Raw genomic sequence first — 14157 nt, forward strand, 5'->3', positions numbered from 1 at the left:
CCCGTGCGCCCGGAACCCTGCGCTCTCGAACGTACGGCCCGACGTCTAGAGGGACGCTCGACACGGGTGCCGCCGGGCGGGGCCCACGGCACGGTTCAGCCCCGGGACCAGCCGACCGGGGGGCGCCGGCGGGGGCGTCCGCCGCCCCAGCCGGCCCGGCGCGGCGCCTCCTCCGGCGCCCCGTCCTGACCTGCGGCGCACCGCAACCGGGCGAGCAGCACGGCGGTTATCGCGGCGAGTTCCTCGGGAGTGGGCGTGCCGCGCACGACGGTGAGAGACAAAGGAGCGTCCATGCTCCCGACCCTGGCGCGGCGGACTCGAGGACGGCTCGGGGAGGGGTGGGGGAGCGGCACGGCGGCCGCGCCGGCCGGAGGCGACGCCCCTCAGGCCCCGCGCAGGGGCTCCGCGCGATGCTCCGTCAGCCGGGCCGTCGACCTGAGCGAGGAGAGGCGGTCGCGGTACCCGGGGCCGGCCAGGGCGCGGTCGTGGGCCTCGGCGGTCCCCCACCACAGCAGGCCGGTGTAACAGCGGGGGTCGACCACCGAGCGCAGCAGCTCACTGCCGCCGTAGCCCTCGGCGGTGACGCACTGGCCGGCGAGCGCGCCGAAGCTCATCTCGAACCGGTCGGGTTCCTCGTCGACCTCCGCCCGCACCAGCACCACGCGCGAGGCGTCGGCCAGCGGTACCGCGGCGGGCATGCTGCCCACGCTGACGGCCAGTTCGTGCTCGGCCGAGGCCAGCGCGGTCACCAGGGCGAGACGGTGCAGATGGCCCCTCTGGTGCGTCGACCGCAGCAGTGCGGTCATGCCACGCCACCGGTCCATGCGGACGTACCGGCCGGGCCGCTCCGGCAGGCGCAGGGTGACGCCCCCGTCACAGCCGCGCAGCCCCTCGCGATGGCGGGCGTAGGCGCGCACACCGGCCGCGAGCGCCTTGTCGGAGTCCGGCGCCGCCGTGAAGTGCTCCACGGCCGTCACCCGGTCGACCAGATCCCGGTGGGACATCTCCCGACCCACCCCCTCCGCGCCTCGTCGCACGCATGCGCCCCCTCGTGCGTACGCGTCACCAGTCGACCACGTGCCGCTCGAACACCGCTCGAGCGGCGCTTGTGCCCCGGTCACCCCGAGCGGTTCTCGAGACGCCGCCGAGGGCCGTCGGGGACCGTTCCTGCCCCCTACAGCCGAACGAAAGGGACACACATGACGATCACCGACGACGTCGGCCGGCTCGCCGGCGGCGCACGGCGCACACTCACCCGGCTCGCGGTGGACCGCCTGGTCCGGCCGGTCTGGTACGCGCTGGTGGCCTACGGCGGCATCTGGCTGGGCGGCGTGCAGGTCGACAGCGAGGGCAGGGTCGTGCCCCTCGTACCGACCGGACACGACGACCCCGAGCCTGCCGGTCGGGGCTTGAGGGCCTCTTGAGTCACGCCGGTTAGGCAGGGGCGGGAGCGCGACCGAGACGAGGACGGAGACAGCCATGACCACGGTGGTGAACAGGGCGGAGGCCGCCGAGCGGGCCGTGCGGGAACGTACAGCACGGCTCGAGCACGAGCTCGGCGATCTCGACGACCCCGGCAACCCGCTGGGCGCGGACCACATCCTCGCCGCCGACGGACGGCAGCAGCTTCTGCCCGTCGGGGAACGGGTCCTCGACACCTTCGGGCTGAACGCCGAGTTCGTCCCGCGCGAACTCGGCGGCCGGCTCGACCGCCTCGACGTGCTCGCCCGGATCCTGCGCGCCGTCTTCCGCCGGGACGCCTCCCTCGGCCTCGGCTACGGGATGACCTCGTACCTGGCGGCGGCCGTCGTCTGGGCGGGCGGCTCCGGGCAGCAGCGGCGGCGCACCGCCGACCTGCTGCTGTCCGGCGGCCGGATGGCGTGCGCCTACCCCGAGCCGGCCCCCGGCAACGACTTCCTGCACAACCGCCTCACGGCCGTGCGGGACGCCGGGGGCCACCGGCTCGACGGCCGCAAGGAGGCGCTCAACAACGCCGCGCGCGCCGACGCGCTCGTGGTGTTCGCGCACACCCCCGAGGCCGGTGACGACGCGAGCACCGCCTTCCTGCTGCCCGGTCCCCGCTCGGGCGGCGAGGGCGTCGCCCTGCTGCCCAGGCGGCGCACCAGCGGCATCAGGGGCTGCGTCGTACAAGGCCTGGAATTCACCGCTCACCGGCTGGGCCCCGGCCGGATGCTCGGCGCCGAGGGGGGCGGCGCGCCGCTCGCCGAACGGGTCTTCCCCGTCACCCGCGCCGTCGGCCCCTCGATGGCGCTCGGCTGCGCCGACACCGCGCTGCGCACCGCCGTCGCCTTCGCCCGGGCCCACCGCTCCCGCAGCCGCGCCTCGCTGCGCAGTGCCCGCACCCGCTCCGCCCTCGTGGACGCCTTCACCGACCTGCTGGTGTGCGACTGCCTCTCCCTCGTCGCCACCCGGGCCGTGCACCTGCTGCCGCGCGAGAGCCGGGCCCTGAGCTCGGCCGTGAAGTACCTGCTGCCGACGGTCCTCACCGAGATGGTGTACGACCTGTCCATCGTCCTGGGCGCCGAGTCCTACGTCACCGGCGGCGTCTACGGGCTGTTCCACAAGGCGGCCCGCGACCTGCCGATGATCGGGCTGGGCAGCGCGGGCACGGCCGCCAGCCGCTCCGCCATCGTCGAGCATCTCCTGCGCGTCCCCACCCTGACCGCCCCGGCGGCGCAGGCCGGGCCGGACCGCGCCGTCCGCGCCGGACTGTTCCGCCTGTTCGACGCCGGCTTGTCCCCGGTACGCCACGACGAACTGACCCGCTCCGCCGACGGCGACACGCTGCTCGGCTCGCTCGAGGACATGGCCCGCGAGGCCCGGGCCGCCCGCGGCGAGTTCGCCGAGGCCCTGGGCGAGGCGGCCGACGCGCTCGTGACCGAGCTGCGGCTCCTGCGCGAGGACTGTGCGGGTCCCGCGGTCCGGCCCTCCCCCCGCGGCCTGAGCCCCCGGGTCTACGCCCTCGCCGACCGCTACGCCCTGATCGCCGCCGGCGCCGCCTGCCTCGGCGTCTGGCTGGACGGAATCCCCGGCCTCCCCGGCGGATCCGCCTGGGCCGCCCTGGCCCTGGCCCGTGTGGTGGGCCGGCTGGACCGCACCGCCGTTCGTGTCCCGGAAGCGGGCGCGGAACGCCTGCTGGCCGAGGTGCTGGACCGCTTCGACGACTCACGCAGCTACGACCTGTACGCCACCCCGATCGGCCGATGAGGAGAACCCGTGACGGACCACCAGGACACCGGCCGCGCGCCGGAGACGTTGAGTACCGCCCTGCCCGACCTGCTGACCGGCGTGCACACCCTCGGCACCCCGGCCGGACGGCTGGGGCACATGACCGGGCTGCCGGTGGCGTGATGCGGCCGCTTCGCAACCGCGGTCCCGCCGACTCCTGGCTGCCGGTCCGCCGGGAGATCGCCGTGTCCGGCACGGCCGTGGTCTACGCGGCCGTCGCCGACTGGCTGCCCGACGATCTCGAACGCCCCGAAGTCGCCGCCGCCCTCGGCCGGGACCACAGACGGCTGCTGGAGATGACGCACGCCCAGGGGCGGTCCCGGTTCGTCACGTCCCGGCTGCTGCTGAAGTCGGCGGCGGCGGCCGTGCTCGGCACCACTCCCGGCGAACTGGAACTCGCCTACAAGCTCGGCGGACGGCCCCATCTGCGGGGCGTCGACCAGCTGGACGTCAGCCTCAGCCACACGGAGGAACTCCTCGTGGTCGGCCTGACCCGCACCGGCCGCGTCGGCGTCGACGCCGAGAACGCGGACCGGCGGATGCTCGGCCTCGGCACCGAACGCCAGGTGTGCACCCCGCACGAGCTGGAGGCCCTGCACCGCGTCCCCGAGGAGCGGCGCAACCGCGAACTGGTGCGGCTGTGGACGCTCAAGGAGGCGTACAGCAAGGCCATCGGACAAGGACTCAGGTTCCGCTTCACCGAGTTCGGGTTCGCCCCCGAGGACCAGCGGGCGCAGATGCTGCGGCCGGACGGCACCCCCGGGGCGGGCTGGGAGTGGTCCTTCCACAGCTGGCTCACGGAGGAGTCGTACACGATCAGCGCGGCCGTCCACGACCCCGGATTCGGGGGGCGCATACCGGCCACGGCCGCCCGCCCGCTGCTCCCGGCCGTGCCCGATCCGCGCTTGAGCGGGCGTTGAGCGGCCTTCCAGGAGGTGCGGTGACGCTCGGAGCCCGCACCCACCTGGGCGGTGCGGGACCGAAGGAGGGGGGTCCGGTGCGTCGATATCTCGCCGTACGGCCGGAGGCCGACGGGACGCGGACACGACTGCTGTGCTTCCACCACGCCGGCGCGGGGGCCCTCTCCTACGCCGGCTGGCGCCGGCGGGTCGGCCCAGGGGTGACCGTCCTCCCTGTGCGGCTGCCCGGCCGGGAGACCCGGCTGCGCGAACCGCGGATCACCGACGCCGGACGGCTGATGGAGGAACTGCAGGCCGACCTCGGCCCGCTGCTCGACGCCCCGCACGCCTTCTACGGGCACAGCATGGGCGCGCTCGTCGCCTACCGGTTCGCCCTGCACCGCGCGGAGGCGGGACTGCGCCCGCCGGTGCTGCTGCTGGCCGGCGCCTGCGCCGCGCCTCAGCTTCCCTCGGCCCTGCTGGACCGGCCGGGCCTCGAAAGCCTCACCGACGAGGAGCTGACGAGGGTGATGCCCGAAGAGGAGAGCATGCCCGAGGCGCTGCGGGCCCGGCCCGCGCTGCTGCGGGCCACCCTCGACACCCTCCGCGCCGACCTGCTGCTGGCCCGCTCGCTGCGCGCCGCGCCGGTCCGCCGGCTGCCGTGTTCCGTCCGGGCGTACGCCGGGAGGGACGACCGTGTGGTGACGGTCGGGCAGGTGAGCGCCTGGAAGCAGTGCTCCGGCGGCGACTTCCGGCTGTCGACCGTCCCCGGCGCGCACTTCTTCGTGCGCGGTCGTGACGTGCCCCGGGCCGTCGGCCGGGCGCTGCGCTCCGCGACGCCGGTGACCACCGGCTGACCACCATCGTTCCGAAGGAGTTCTGCGGATGGACATCAGCGTCCTCGGCCCGTTCCGGGCCACCCTCGCCGGGGTTCCGGTGCACCTCACCGCCGTCAAGCCGCGCAAGGTGTTCGCGCTGCTCGCCCTCCAGGCCGACGAGGTCGTCTCGGTCGCCTCTCTGGTGGAGGAGGTCTGGGGGGAGAGCCCACCGCGCAGTGTGCAGACCACGCTGCAGACCTACATCCTCCAGATACGCCACGTCATCGCGGCCGCGCTCGGCGACGAGCAGGCCGAACTGCCGTGCGGGGCCAAGAGCGTGCTCGTGACCGAGCCGGGCGGGTACCGGCTCGACACCCAGGGCGGTCTGATCGACGCCCGCGAGTACGACGCCCTCTCCTCGGCCGGGCACCGGGCGCTGGAGCAGCGCGACTGGGCCGAGGCGTCGTCGTACTTCCGGCGGGCCCTCGCCCTGTGGCACGGGCGGGCTCTCGCCGACGTCCAGTGCGGGCCCCTTCTCGAGGTGGAGGCGACCCGGCTCGACGAGTCGCGGATGAGCGTTCTTCACGGACGGATCGAGGCGGACCTGAGGCTCGGCCGTCACCATGAGCTCGTCGGGGAGCTCTCCGGCCTCGCCGCGCGGCACCCGCTCCACGAGGGCCTGCACGAACAGCTGATGCTCGCGCTGTACCGGGCGGGCCGGCGCAGCGACGCGCTCGAGGTCTACCACCACCTGCGGACCGCGCTCAACCAGAGCCTCGGCCTCGATCCCTCACCCGCCATCGAGCAGCTGCACCGTGCGGTGCTCGACTCCTCCGCACGCCTCGAACCGGCGGGCGCGCCGCACCGCGGCACGCCCGTGCTGGCCGGCCCGCGCTGACCGGCCGCGCCGTCCGTCGTCCCCAATCCAGCCGAAGGACCGAAAGGAACCATCGTGAGCGACATCACCCTGTCCGAGCTCGGCCAGCTGCTTCTCGAATGCGTCGGCGCCCCGGAGGAGGGCATGGCCTTCGAGGGCGAGGACGCCCTCGACACCCCCTTCCTGGAGTTCGGCTACGACTCCCTCGCCCTGCTCCAGGTCACCAGCGTCATCAACCGCACCTACGGCATCGTCCTCGACGACGACGCCGTGGCGGAGGCCGAGACGCCGCGCATGCTGCTGCAGATGATCGCGGCGGCGCCGCGCGCCGGGGCGGTCCGATGACCGACGACGCCCGCCGGGTGCTGGTCACCGGAGGCACCCGCGGCATCGGCCGGGCGACGGCACTCGCCTTCGCCCGCTCCGGTGCCCGGCTCGTCGTCGCCCACCGGGGCGACGGCCGGGCGGCCGACCGGCTCACCCGTGAACTGGACGAACTGGGCGCCGACTTCACCCTGGTCGCGGCCGACCTCACCGAACCGGCCGGAGCCGACCGGCTGGCCGAGGCGGTCCGGCTCCGGTTCGGCGGGCTGGACGTCCTGGTGAACAACCTGGGCGTCGACGGGCACGTCCCGTTCGAGAAGCTCACCGAGGACGAGTGGCACCGCGTCCTCGGCCACAACACCACCTCGGCCTACCTGGTCACCCGAGCGGTGCTCGACCTGCTGGGCGAGGGGGCGTCGATCGTCACCATCGGCGCGTCCGTCGCCCTGCGCGGCCGGCCCCTGGGCGTGCACTACAGCGCCTCCAAGGCCGCACTGGTCGGTTTCACCCGGTCCCTCGCCAAGGAACTCGGCGACCGCCGGATCCGGGTCAACCTGGTTGCGCCCGGCGTCACCAGGGACGAGGACGACGACCTGCCGCCGCAGCTGGCGGCCCGCCTCACCGCGCTGACCGCCCTCGGACGGCTCGGCCGCCCCGAGGACGTCGCGGGCGCGGTGCTGTATCTCGCCGGTGACTCGGCCGCCTACGTCACCGGCACCACCATCGAAGTCGACGGAGGAATCTGATGCCGTACGCCGCCATCACCTACCGGGTGAAGCCCGGTCACGAGGAGGAGATCGCCGAGATCTTCGCCCACTTCCGCAGGGTCGACACACCCGACTTCACCGGCGAGGACGGCGACCGGGCCGGACGGCTGCTCGGCACGGGCGTGTTCATCAAGGACGACGTCGTGGTCCGCGTCATCCATTACGAGGGCGACTTCGAGGCCATCGGCCGGCACATGTCGCAGCAGAAGGGCGTGCACATCCTGGAGAGCAAGCTCGCCCCGTACCTGGCCGAGGCCCGGACCACGGACACGACGACGCCCGAGGGATTCGCCGAGCACTTCCGGCAGTCCACCATGCGCACCGTCGCGCAGCTCACCGTGGAGAGCCACCCCGCGGGGGCCGGCCGGCCATGACAGCGATCGAGGGCGGCCTCGGGGTCGCGGCGCTCCTGGGCGCCGGGGTCACCGCGGGCGTGCTGTTCGCCGTTGCGCTGAGCGTGCTGCCCGCGCTGTTCGCGATGGAGACCGGCACCTATGTGTACGCGCATCAGCTGCTGGGACGGAACTGGGACCCCACCATGCCGGTCATCGTGCTGAGCAGCACACTGGCCGACACGGTGCTCGCGGTCGTCGGCGAGGGCGCCCCACGGGTGCTGTTCGCGGTCGCCGCGGTCCTGCTCCTCGGCGTCTCCGGCGTCTCGCACCTGTGCAACGTGCCCATCAACCGCCGGGTCAAGTCGGTCACGGACCCCGGCCGGCTTCCCGCCGACTGGCAGGACCCCCGCCCGCTGTGGCGGCGCTGGCACCTGCTGCGCACCACGCTCGCGGTGTGCGCCCTGGCCCTCACGGCCGCCGGCGTCACCGCCTGGTAGAGGGCGCCCGGTACGTCCGGACGGCCCCCGCACACCATGTGCGGGGGCCGTCCGGCGGTTCGCGTCGCGGGCCGCGGTCAGCCCGCGGCTCCCTGCAGGTCCCGTACGGAGATCTGGGCCACCGTGTTCAGCAGACTGCGCCGGAAGGTGGCCACGAAGCCCTCCACCGTGTCCGTGTCCCGGGGCCTGGTCAGATACGGCTTCAGCTTGGCCTCCACCTCCCGGACGCCCGGCTGCGAGGCCATGTGGCGGGCCACGGCCTCCAGGTCCCCGGTGTACTCGATGACCCGGACCAGGGTGTCGTCACGCAGGAAGACGGCGGTGGCCAGGATCGTGCCGGCCGCCTCGCCCGCCTCGTCGCGCACCTGGCTGCTGCGCACCCGCCTGAAATTCGCGAAGATCTCCGTCAGTTCCTTCTCGTACCCCGGCTTGATGTCGTACGTGATGGCTGCGAACGGCATGCCTGTCCCACTTCCTCACTGGTCCGAGCGGACTACGCCACGTCGGGCCCAGCCCAGCCGACGCCGCACGAGAACCGCTCGAACCCCGGAACAGCGCGCGGACTCCACCGTTTCAGACGGATTCGAGCAGCTCTGTAGTCCGCGGTGGGACGTTCCGGTCGACCGCCCGAAGAGGGCCCGGCACCGGACCCAGGAGGTATCCGTGCACCGCACCCTGATCGTCGCCAAGCTCCGTCCGAACAGGACGGACGACATCGCGAAGATCTTCGACGAGTCGGACTCCACCGAGCTGCCCCACATGGTCGGCGTCGACCGCCGCACCCTGTTCACCTTCCACGGCCTGTACTTCCACCTCGTCGAGGCCGGCCAGGACATCGGCCCGAACCTGTACCGGGCGCGCAGCCACCCGCTCTACGACGACATCAACACCCGGCTCGCCGAGTGCGTGGAGCCCTACGACCCGAACTGGCAGGAGCCCAAGGACGCCATGGCCGAGCCCTTCTACATCTGGACCAAGGACGGAGGGCGGGTGCTGTGACCACCGCCATCAGCCGCACCGTGAAGGTGTCGTCGGACGAGGTCGAGCCCAACACCAAGCGCGGCGGGGACATCCGCGTCACGCTCAGCCCCCGCACCGTGGGCTGCACCTCGGGGTTCGGCGGCGTCATGACCCTGGAACCCGGCGACTGGGTCACCGAGCACTACCACCCCTTCTCCGAGGAGTTCCTGCACGTCATCGACGGCACCCTGGAGATGACCCTGGACGGGCGGCAGATCGCCCTGCAGGCCGGTGACTCGCTGCTGGTGCCCATCGGCGTCCGCCACCGTCTGGTCAACACCGGCGAGGTGACCGCGCGCGCGGCCTTCCACCTCTCCCCGCTCGCCCCCCGGCCCGAGCTGGGCCACGTGGACACCGAGCAGGCGCAGCGCCCCGGCGAGGCCAACCCGGACGTGGGTGGGGCGCCGTGAGCCGACGTGCCGTCATCACCGGGGTCGGCGCGGTCGTGCCCGGCGGGGTGGGGCGCGAGGCCTTCTGGAACACGCTGTCCGAAGGGCGCACCGCCACCCGGCGGATCACCCTGTTCGACCCGTCGGCGTTCCGCTCCCAGGTCGCGGCCGAGGTCGACTTCGAGCCGGCCGCGGCCGGGCTGACGCCCCGGCAGATCCGGCGGATGGACCGCGCCGCGCAGTTCGCCGTCGTCAGCGCGCGGGAGGCGGTCGCGGACAGCGGGATCGACCCGGCCGAGCTCGCCCCGGAGCGGATCGCGGTGTCCATCGGCAGCGCCGTCGGCTGCACCATGGGCCTGGAGGAGGAGTACGTCGTCCTCTCCGACAGCGGCCGCAAGTGGCTCGTCGACCACGAGTACGGCGTGCCCCACCTCTACGGCTACATGGTGCCCTCCACACTCGCCGCCGAGGTCGCCCACGACGTGGGTGCCGAGGGGCCGGTCGCCCTGGTGTCCACCGGCTGCACCTCGGGCCTGGACTCCATCGGGCACGCGGTCCAGCTGATCGAGGAGGGCTCGGCCGACGTCGCCCTCGCGGGCGCGACCGACGCCCCGATCTCCCCGATCACCTCCGCCTGCTTCGACGCCATCAAGGCCACCACCCCGAACAACGACGACCCGGAGCACGCCTCACGCCCGTTCGACGGGGAACGGGACGGGTTCGTCCTCGCCGAGGGCTCCGCGGTCATGGTGATCGAGGAGCGGGAGGCGGCGCTCGCCCGAGGCGCGCGGATCTACGCCGAGATCGTCGGGTTCGCCGGCCGCAGCAACGCCTACCACATGACCGGCCTCAAGCCGGACGGGCGGGAGATGGCCGAGGCCATCACCGTCGCGCTGGACCAGGCGAAGCTGGACCCCACCGCCGTCGGCTACGTCAACGCCCACGGCTCGGGCACCAAGCAGAACGACCGCCATGAGACCGCCGCGTTCAAGCGGTCGCTCGGCTCCCACGCGTACGACATACCGGTCAGCTCCATCAAGTCCATGGTCGGCCACTCGCTCGGCGCGATCGGCTCCATCGAGGTGGCCGCCTGCGCCCTGGCCCTGGACCGCCAGGTGGTGCCCCCGACCGCGAACCTGAGGACCGCGGACCCGCTGTGCGATCTCGACTACGTCCCGGTCACCGCGCGCGAGCACGCCATGGACGTCGTGCTCAGCGTCGGCAGCGGCTTCGGCGGCTTCCAGACCGCGATGCTGCTGGCCCGTCCGCACAGCGCGGCGGCCGGGGCCGGAAGGAGTTCCCGATGACAGCGTCCGCCACGGCCCCGGTGGTCACCGGGCTCGGCATCACCGCCCCGACGGGCATCGGTGCCGAGGCGCACTGGGCGTCCGTGCTCGCCGGCAAACCGGGCATCGGCCGGATCACCCGCTTCGACCCGGAGGGCTACCCGGTGCGCCACGCCGGACAGGTCCCCGGCTTCGACGCCCAGGACAGCGTGCCGAGCCGGCTTATCTCGCAGACGGACCACTGGACCCACCTCGCGCTCGCCGCGGGCGAGGCCGCCCTGGCCGACTCCGGGGTCGACCTCGACGCCGTGCCCGAGTACGAGATGGCCGTGGTCACCTCCTCGTCCTCGGGCGGCACCGAGTTCGGGCAGAACGAGATGACCGCCCTGTACCGCAACGACCCGAGCTGGGTCGGCGCCTACCAGTCGATCGCCTGGTTCTACGCGGCCACCACCGGCCAGCTGTCCATCCGGCACAAGATGCGCGGCCCGTGCGGCGTCCTCGCCTGCGAACAGGCCGGCGGCCTGGACGCCATCGGCCAGGCGCGCCGGCTGACCCGCAAGGGCGCCCGGCTCGTCCTGACCGGCGGCACCGACGCCTCGCTGTGCCCGTACGGCCTGACCGCGCAGCTGTCCACGGGCCTGCTGTCCACGGTCGACGACCCCGGCCGCGCCTACGTCCCCTTCGACGCCGAGGCGTCCGGTCACCTGCCCGGCGAGGGCGGGGCGATCCTCGTCCTGGAGAGCGCCGAGGCGGCCGCCGAGCGGGGCGCCACCGGCTACGGCAGGGTGCTCGGCTACGCGGCCGGCTTCGACCCGGCGCCCGGCTCGGGCCGCCCTCGCGCCCTGCGCCGCACCGCCGAGGCCGCGCTGCGCGACGCGGGACTCGCGCCCGCCGACATCGACGTGGTGTACGCGGACGCCGCCGGCCTGCCCGCCGACGACCGCGACGAGGCCGATGCCCTCACGGCGGTCTTCGGGCCGTACGGGGTGCCCGTGACCGCGCCCAAGACCCTCACCGGCCGGCTGTACGGCGGCGGTGCGCCGCTGGACGTGGCCACCGCGCTGCTCGGACTGCGCGACGGCGTCATCCCGGCCACCACCGGCACCCGGGAGCCCGCCCCCGGGCTGCGGATCGACCTGGTGCTGGGGGAGCCGCGGCAGGCGGAGCTGCGACACGCCCTGGTGCTGTCCCGCGGCCACGGTGGTTTCACCTCCGCCCTGGTCCTGGGCCGCTGACCCTCGGCGCCGAACTCCACAAGCGCCACAGACGCCACAAGCGCTACACGTCCGACAAGCCCGACAAGCTTGACAAGGAAGTCACTCATGGCTGGACACACCGACAACCACATCGTCATCGACGCACCGCTGGACCTGGTGTGGGAGATGACCAACGACGTGCCCAACTGGCCCGCCCTCTTCAGCGAGTACGCCTCCGCCGAGGTGCTGGAGCGCGACGGGGACACCGTCACCTTCCGGCTCACCATGCACCCCGACGAGGACGGCCAGGTGTGGAGCTGGGTGTCGAAGCGCACCCCCGACCGCGACAGCCGGACGGTCCGCGCCGAGCGCGTGGAGACCGGCCCGTTCGAGTTCATGCACATCTTCTGGGAGTACACCGCGGAGCCCGGCGGCGGGGTGCGCATGCGCTGGGTGCAGGACTTCCACATGAAGCCCGCCGCCCCGGTGGACGACGAGCAGATGACCGCCCACCTCAACCGCAACACCGCCGTGCAGATGGCCCTGATCAAGGACAAGGTCGAGGCCGCCGCGCACGCCGTGACGGGATGACGGCCCGATGAGCGCACTCGCCGTCCTCGCCCCGCTGGTCGTCCTGCTGAACGGCCTCGCCGCCGGGGTCATGCTCGGCACCCAGCTGGGCGGCTTCCCGTACATGGCCTCGCTGCCCGTGGACCGCTACGTGTACGCCCACGCCTTCCTCGGGCAGCGCTACGACCCCACCATGCCCCTCTGCCTGATCGGCACGGTCGTCCTCGACGCGGTCCTCGCGGTGACCGCGCCCGACGGCACCGCCCGGGCCCTGTTCGCCCTGGCGGCGCTCCTCACGGCGACCACCCCGGTCATCGCCCTCACCAAGAACGCTCCGGTCAACCGCTGGATGCGCACCCTCGACCCGGACGACCTGCCCGAGGACTTCCGGGACCCGCGCCCCGAGTGGGGCGCCTGGAACAACCGGCGCAGCTGGATCACCATCGCCGCGCTCGCCGTCAACTGCACGGCCCTGGGCTTCCTGCTCTGAGCCACCTCCCCCTCTTCCGTCTCAACACCCAAGGGACTCTCCATGGATCTCGAACTGCGGGGCAAGAAGGCCCTGGTCACCGGAGGCACCCGCGGCGTCGGCCGCGGCATCGTGCTGGCCCTGGCGCGCGCCGGCGTCGACGTCGTCACCTGCTACGTGCACCCCAGCGAGTACGTCACCTCCCTGGAGGAGGAGCTCAAGGAGACCGGCGGCAACCACCACGTGCTGCGCGCCGACCTGTCGGACCCGGAACAGATCACCGGCCTGCTGACACGCGTGCGCGAACTGCACGGCGACCGTCTCGACCTGCTCGTCAACAACGCGGGCGCCATCAGCCACGTCCCCTACGCCGACCTGTCGCTGGACGAGTGGCAGCGTGTCGTCGGCACCAACCTCACCGCGGCGCACCTCGTCATCCAGCACGCCCTCCCGCTGCTCGGTGAGGGGTCGTCGGTGGTCTCCATCGGCTCCCGCGCCGTGGACGCCGGCATACCCCTGCGCTCCCACTACACCGCCACCAAGGCCGCGCTGGTCGGTCTGAACCGATCCCTGGCCAAGGAGTTCGGCGGCCGAGGCATCCGCTTCAACGTGGTCGCACTCGGCGTCATCGAGACCGAGAACTTCCACGCCATGCCCGAGGACCAGAAGAAGCTGATGACCGAGCGGTACGGAGCCAAGACCGCCCTCGGCCGGCTCGGCGTCCCCGACGAGGTGGCCGGCGCGATCCTGTGGCTGGCCAGCGACCTGTCCCGCTACGTCACCGGCAACACCATCGGCGTCGACGGGGGGATCTCCTGATGACGTTCCGCGTGATGCTGCGGCTGGAGATCCAACCCGGACGGGAGACGGAGTTCGAGCGGACCTGGCTGTCCGGCACCGAGGCCGTCACCGGCCACCCGGCCAACCTCGGGCAGTCCTTGTCCCGCGAGCCCGACGGCACCTACGTGATCATCAGCGACTGGGTGGACGAGGCGCGCTTCCGGGACTTCGAGGACAGCCCCGCCCACCTCGAACACCGCGCCACGCTGCACCCGTTCCGCAAGGGCGGCTCCTTCCACGTCATGGAGATCCGCCACGCCCTCGAGGGCAGGGCGGTCGCCGATGCCCGGTGAGGTCCGCGTCGTCGTCTACCAGGCGGCCCTGGACGAAGGGCAGCTCGCGGAGGTCCGGGCCGCCTACCACGAGGTGAGCCGCCGGCTCGCCGGCGTCCCGGGCATGCTCGGCAACGAACTGCTGCGCAGCCCGTTCGACCCCAGCGCGCTGGCCGTGATGAGCCGCTGGGAGTCCCTGCAGGCCTTCCGCGCCTGGGAGGCGAGCACCGGCCACCGGGAGGACACCGCGCCGCTGCGGCCCTACCGGGACACCCGCACCCCCTCCCCGTTCGCCGTGTACGAGGTCGACGCGGCGTACTGAACCCGGTCCGCGCACCGGAGAGAA

22 protein-coding genes are annotated in these 14157 nt (G+C 73.3%); 19 read left to right on the top strand and 3 right to left on the bottom strand.

All coding sequences use genetic code 11. The features are described 5' to 3' along the window. Positions 1–95: 95 nt before the first annotated feature. Both CCN29_RS13185 and CCN29_RS13190 read right to left on the bottom strand, forming a co-directional pair. On the bottom strand, positions 96–293 hold the full coding sequence (locus tag CCN29_RS13185; protein ID WP_078592207.1) for an acyl-CoA carboxylase subunit epsilon: 198 nt from the start codon (positions 291–293) through the stop codon (positions 96–98). Positions 294–383: 90 nt separating this feature from the next. Beyond that, positions 384–1004, bottom strand: coding sequence for an antibiotic biosynthesis monooxygenase family protein (locus tag CCN29_RS13190; protein ID WP_086681944.1), 621 nt, complete (start codon positions 1002–1004; stop codon positions 384–386). 195 nt (positions 1005–1199) lie between these two features. Between CCN29_RS13190 and CCN29_RS13195 the strand changes: the two genes are divergently transcribed. From CCN29_RS13195 to CCN29_RS13235, 10 genes are all read left to right on the top strand, one after another. Further along, positions 1200–1424 (top strand): hypothetical protein, encoded by a 225-nt coding sequence (locus tag CCN29_RS13195; RefSeq protein WP_006130560.1) that lies wholly within the window; start codon positions 1200–1202, stop codon positions 1422–1424. 55 nt (positions 1425–1479) lie between these two features. After that, the gene (locus CCN29_RS13200) at positions 1480–3228 is read left to right on the top strand and encodes an acyl-CoA dehydrogenase family protein (protein ID WP_086681947.1); all 1749 of its coding nucleotides are present in this window, start codon (positions 1480–1482) and stop codon (positions 3226–3228) included. A gap of 9 nt (positions 3229–3237) precedes the next feature. After that, on the top strand, positions 3238–3372 hold the full coding sequence (locus CCN29_RS35845) for a hypothetical protein (protein ID WP_267283564.1): 135 nt from the start codon (positions 3238–3240) through the stop codon (positions 3370–3372). After that, a complete protein-coding gene (locus tag CCN29_RS13205; protein WP_006130558.1) occupies positions 3372–4169 on the top strand; it encodes a 4'-phosphopantetheinyl transferase family protein in 798 nt (265 codons plus the stop codon). The genes CCN29_RS35845 and CCN29_RS13205 overlap by 1 nt, the downstream gene beginning before the upstream one ends. 77 nt (positions 4170–4246) lie before the next feature. Continuing rightward, the gene (locus tag CCN29_RS13210; protein WP_086681963.1) at positions 4247–5005 is read left to right on the top strand and encodes a thioesterase II family protein; all 759 of its coding nucleotides are present in this window, start codon (positions 4247–4249) and stop codon (positions 5003–5005) included. A gap of 28 nt (positions 5006–5033) precedes the next feature. After that, positions 5034–5864, top strand: a complete 831-nt coding sequence (locus CCN29_RS13215; RefSeq protein ID WP_006130556.1) for an AfsR/SARP family transcriptional regulator — start codon at positions 5034–5036, stop codon at positions 5862–5864. 54 nt (positions 5865–5918) lie between these two features. Then, positions 5919–6188: an acyl carrier protein gene (locus CCN29_RS13220; protein WP_006130555.1), complete on the top strand. Its 270-nt coding sequence runs from the start codon at positions 5919–5921 to the stop codon at positions 6186–6188. Further along, positions 6185–6913 carry an SDR family NAD(P)-dependent oxidoreductase gene (locus tag CCN29_RS13225; RefSeq protein WP_031059781.1) on the top strand — a complete coding sequence of 243 codons (729 nt, stop codon included), beginning with the start codon at positions 6185–6187 and terminating at the stop codon, positions 6911–6913. The genes CCN29_RS13220 and CCN29_RS13225 overlap by 4 nt, the downstream gene beginning before the upstream one ends. Beyond that, on the top strand, positions 6913–7308 hold the full coding sequence (locus CCN29_RS13230) for a SchA/CurD-like domain-containing protein (RefSeq protein WP_086681950.1): 396 nt from the start codon (positions 6913–6915) through the stop codon (positions 7306–7308). The genes CCN29_RS13225 and CCN29_RS13230 overlap by 1 nt, the downstream gene beginning before the upstream one ends. Further along, positions 7305–7766 carry an anthrone oxygenase family protein gene (locus CCN29_RS13235; protein ID WP_006130552.1) on the top strand — a complete coding sequence of 154 codons (462 nt, stop codon included), beginning with the start codon at positions 7305–7307 and terminating at the stop codon, positions 7764–7766. Before CCN29_RS13230 ends, CCN29_RS13235 begins: the two co-directional genes overlap by 4 nt. A 77-nt stretch (positions 7767–7843) precedes the next feature. Here the strand turns inward: CCN29_RS13235 and CCN29_RS13240 are convergent, their stop codons facing one another. Next, positions 7844–8227, bottom strand: coding sequence for a SchA/CurD-like domain-containing protein (locus CCN29_RS13240; protein ID WP_031018566.1), 384 nt, complete (start codon positions 8225–8227; stop codon positions 7844–7846). Positions 8228–8429: 202 nt separating this feature from the next. On the opposite strand from CCN29_RS13240, the gene CCN29_RS13245 reads away from it, so the two are divergent. The 9 genes from CCN29_RS13245 to CCN29_RS13285 all read left to right on the top strand — a co-directional run bounded on the left by CCN29_RS13245 (position 8430) and on the right by CCN29_RS13285 (position 14133). After that, positions 8430–8765 (top strand): TcmI family type II polyketide cyclase, encoded by a 336-nt coding sequence (locus tag CCN29_RS13245; protein WP_006130550.1) that lies wholly within the window; start codon positions 8430–8432, stop codon positions 8763–8765. Next, positions 8762–9196 carry a cupin domain-containing protein gene (locus CCN29_RS13250; RefSeq protein ID WP_006130549.1) on the top strand — a complete coding sequence of 145 codons (435 nt, stop codon included), beginning with the start codon at positions 8762–8764 and terminating at the stop codon, positions 9194–9196. Before CCN29_RS13245 ends, CCN29_RS13250 begins: the two co-directional genes overlap by 4 nt. Continuing rightward, the gene (locus CCN29_RS13255) at positions 9193–10482 is read left to right on the top strand and encodes a beta-ketoacyl-[acyl-carrier-protein] synthase family protein (protein ID WP_006130548.1); all 1290 of its coding nucleotides are present in this window, start codon (positions 9193–9195) and stop codon (positions 10480–10482) included. The genes CCN29_RS13250 and CCN29_RS13255 overlap by 4 nt, the downstream gene beginning before the upstream one ends. Continuing rightward, a complete protein-coding gene (locus CCN29_RS13260; protein ID WP_006130547.1) occupies positions 10479–11699 on the top strand; it encodes a ketosynthase chain-length factor in 1221 nt (406 codons plus the stop codon). The genes CCN29_RS13255 and CCN29_RS13260 overlap by 4 nt, the downstream gene beginning before the upstream one ends. Positions 11700–11786: 87 nt before the next feature. Beyond that, positions 11787–12251 (top strand): SRPBCC family protein, encoded by a 465-nt coding sequence (locus tag CCN29_RS13265; protein ID WP_086681953.1) that lies wholly within the window; start codon positions 11787–11789, stop codon positions 12249–12251. A 7-nt stretch (positions 12252–12258) separates the two neighbouring features. Next, positions 12259–12720: an anthrone oxygenase family protein gene (locus CCN29_RS13270; RefSeq protein ID WP_006130545.1), complete on the top strand. Its 462-nt coding sequence runs from the start codon at positions 12259–12261 to the stop codon at positions 12718–12720. A 42-nt stretch (positions 12721–12762) separates the two neighbouring features. After that, a complete protein-coding gene (locus CCN29_RS13275) occupies positions 12763–13518 on the top strand; it encodes an SDR family NAD(P)-dependent oxidoreductase (protein ID WP_006130544.1) in 756 nt (251 codons plus the stop codon). After that, a complete protein-coding gene (locus CCN29_RS13280) occupies positions 13518–13832 on the top strand; it encodes an antibiotic biosynthesis monooxygenase family protein (protein WP_006130543.1) in 315 nt (104 codons plus the stop codon). The genes CCN29_RS13275 and CCN29_RS13280 overlap by 1 nt, the downstream gene beginning before the upstream one ends. Continuing rightward, the gene (locus tag CCN29_RS13285) at positions 13822–14133 is read left to right on the top strand and encodes an antibiotic biosynthesis monooxygenase family protein (RefSeq protein ID WP_006130542.1); all 312 of its coding nucleotides are present in this window, start codon (positions 13822–13824) and stop codon (positions 14131–14133) included. Before CCN29_RS13280 ends, CCN29_RS13285 begins: the two co-directional genes overlap by 11 nt. Positions 14134–14157: the final 24 nt, after the last annotated feature.

Source organism: Streptomyces pseudogriseolus (assembly GCA_002154585.1).
Taxonomy (GTDB): Bacteria; Actinomycetota; Actinomycetes; order Streptomycetales; family Streptomycetaceae; genus Streptomyces; species Streptomyces pseudogriseolus.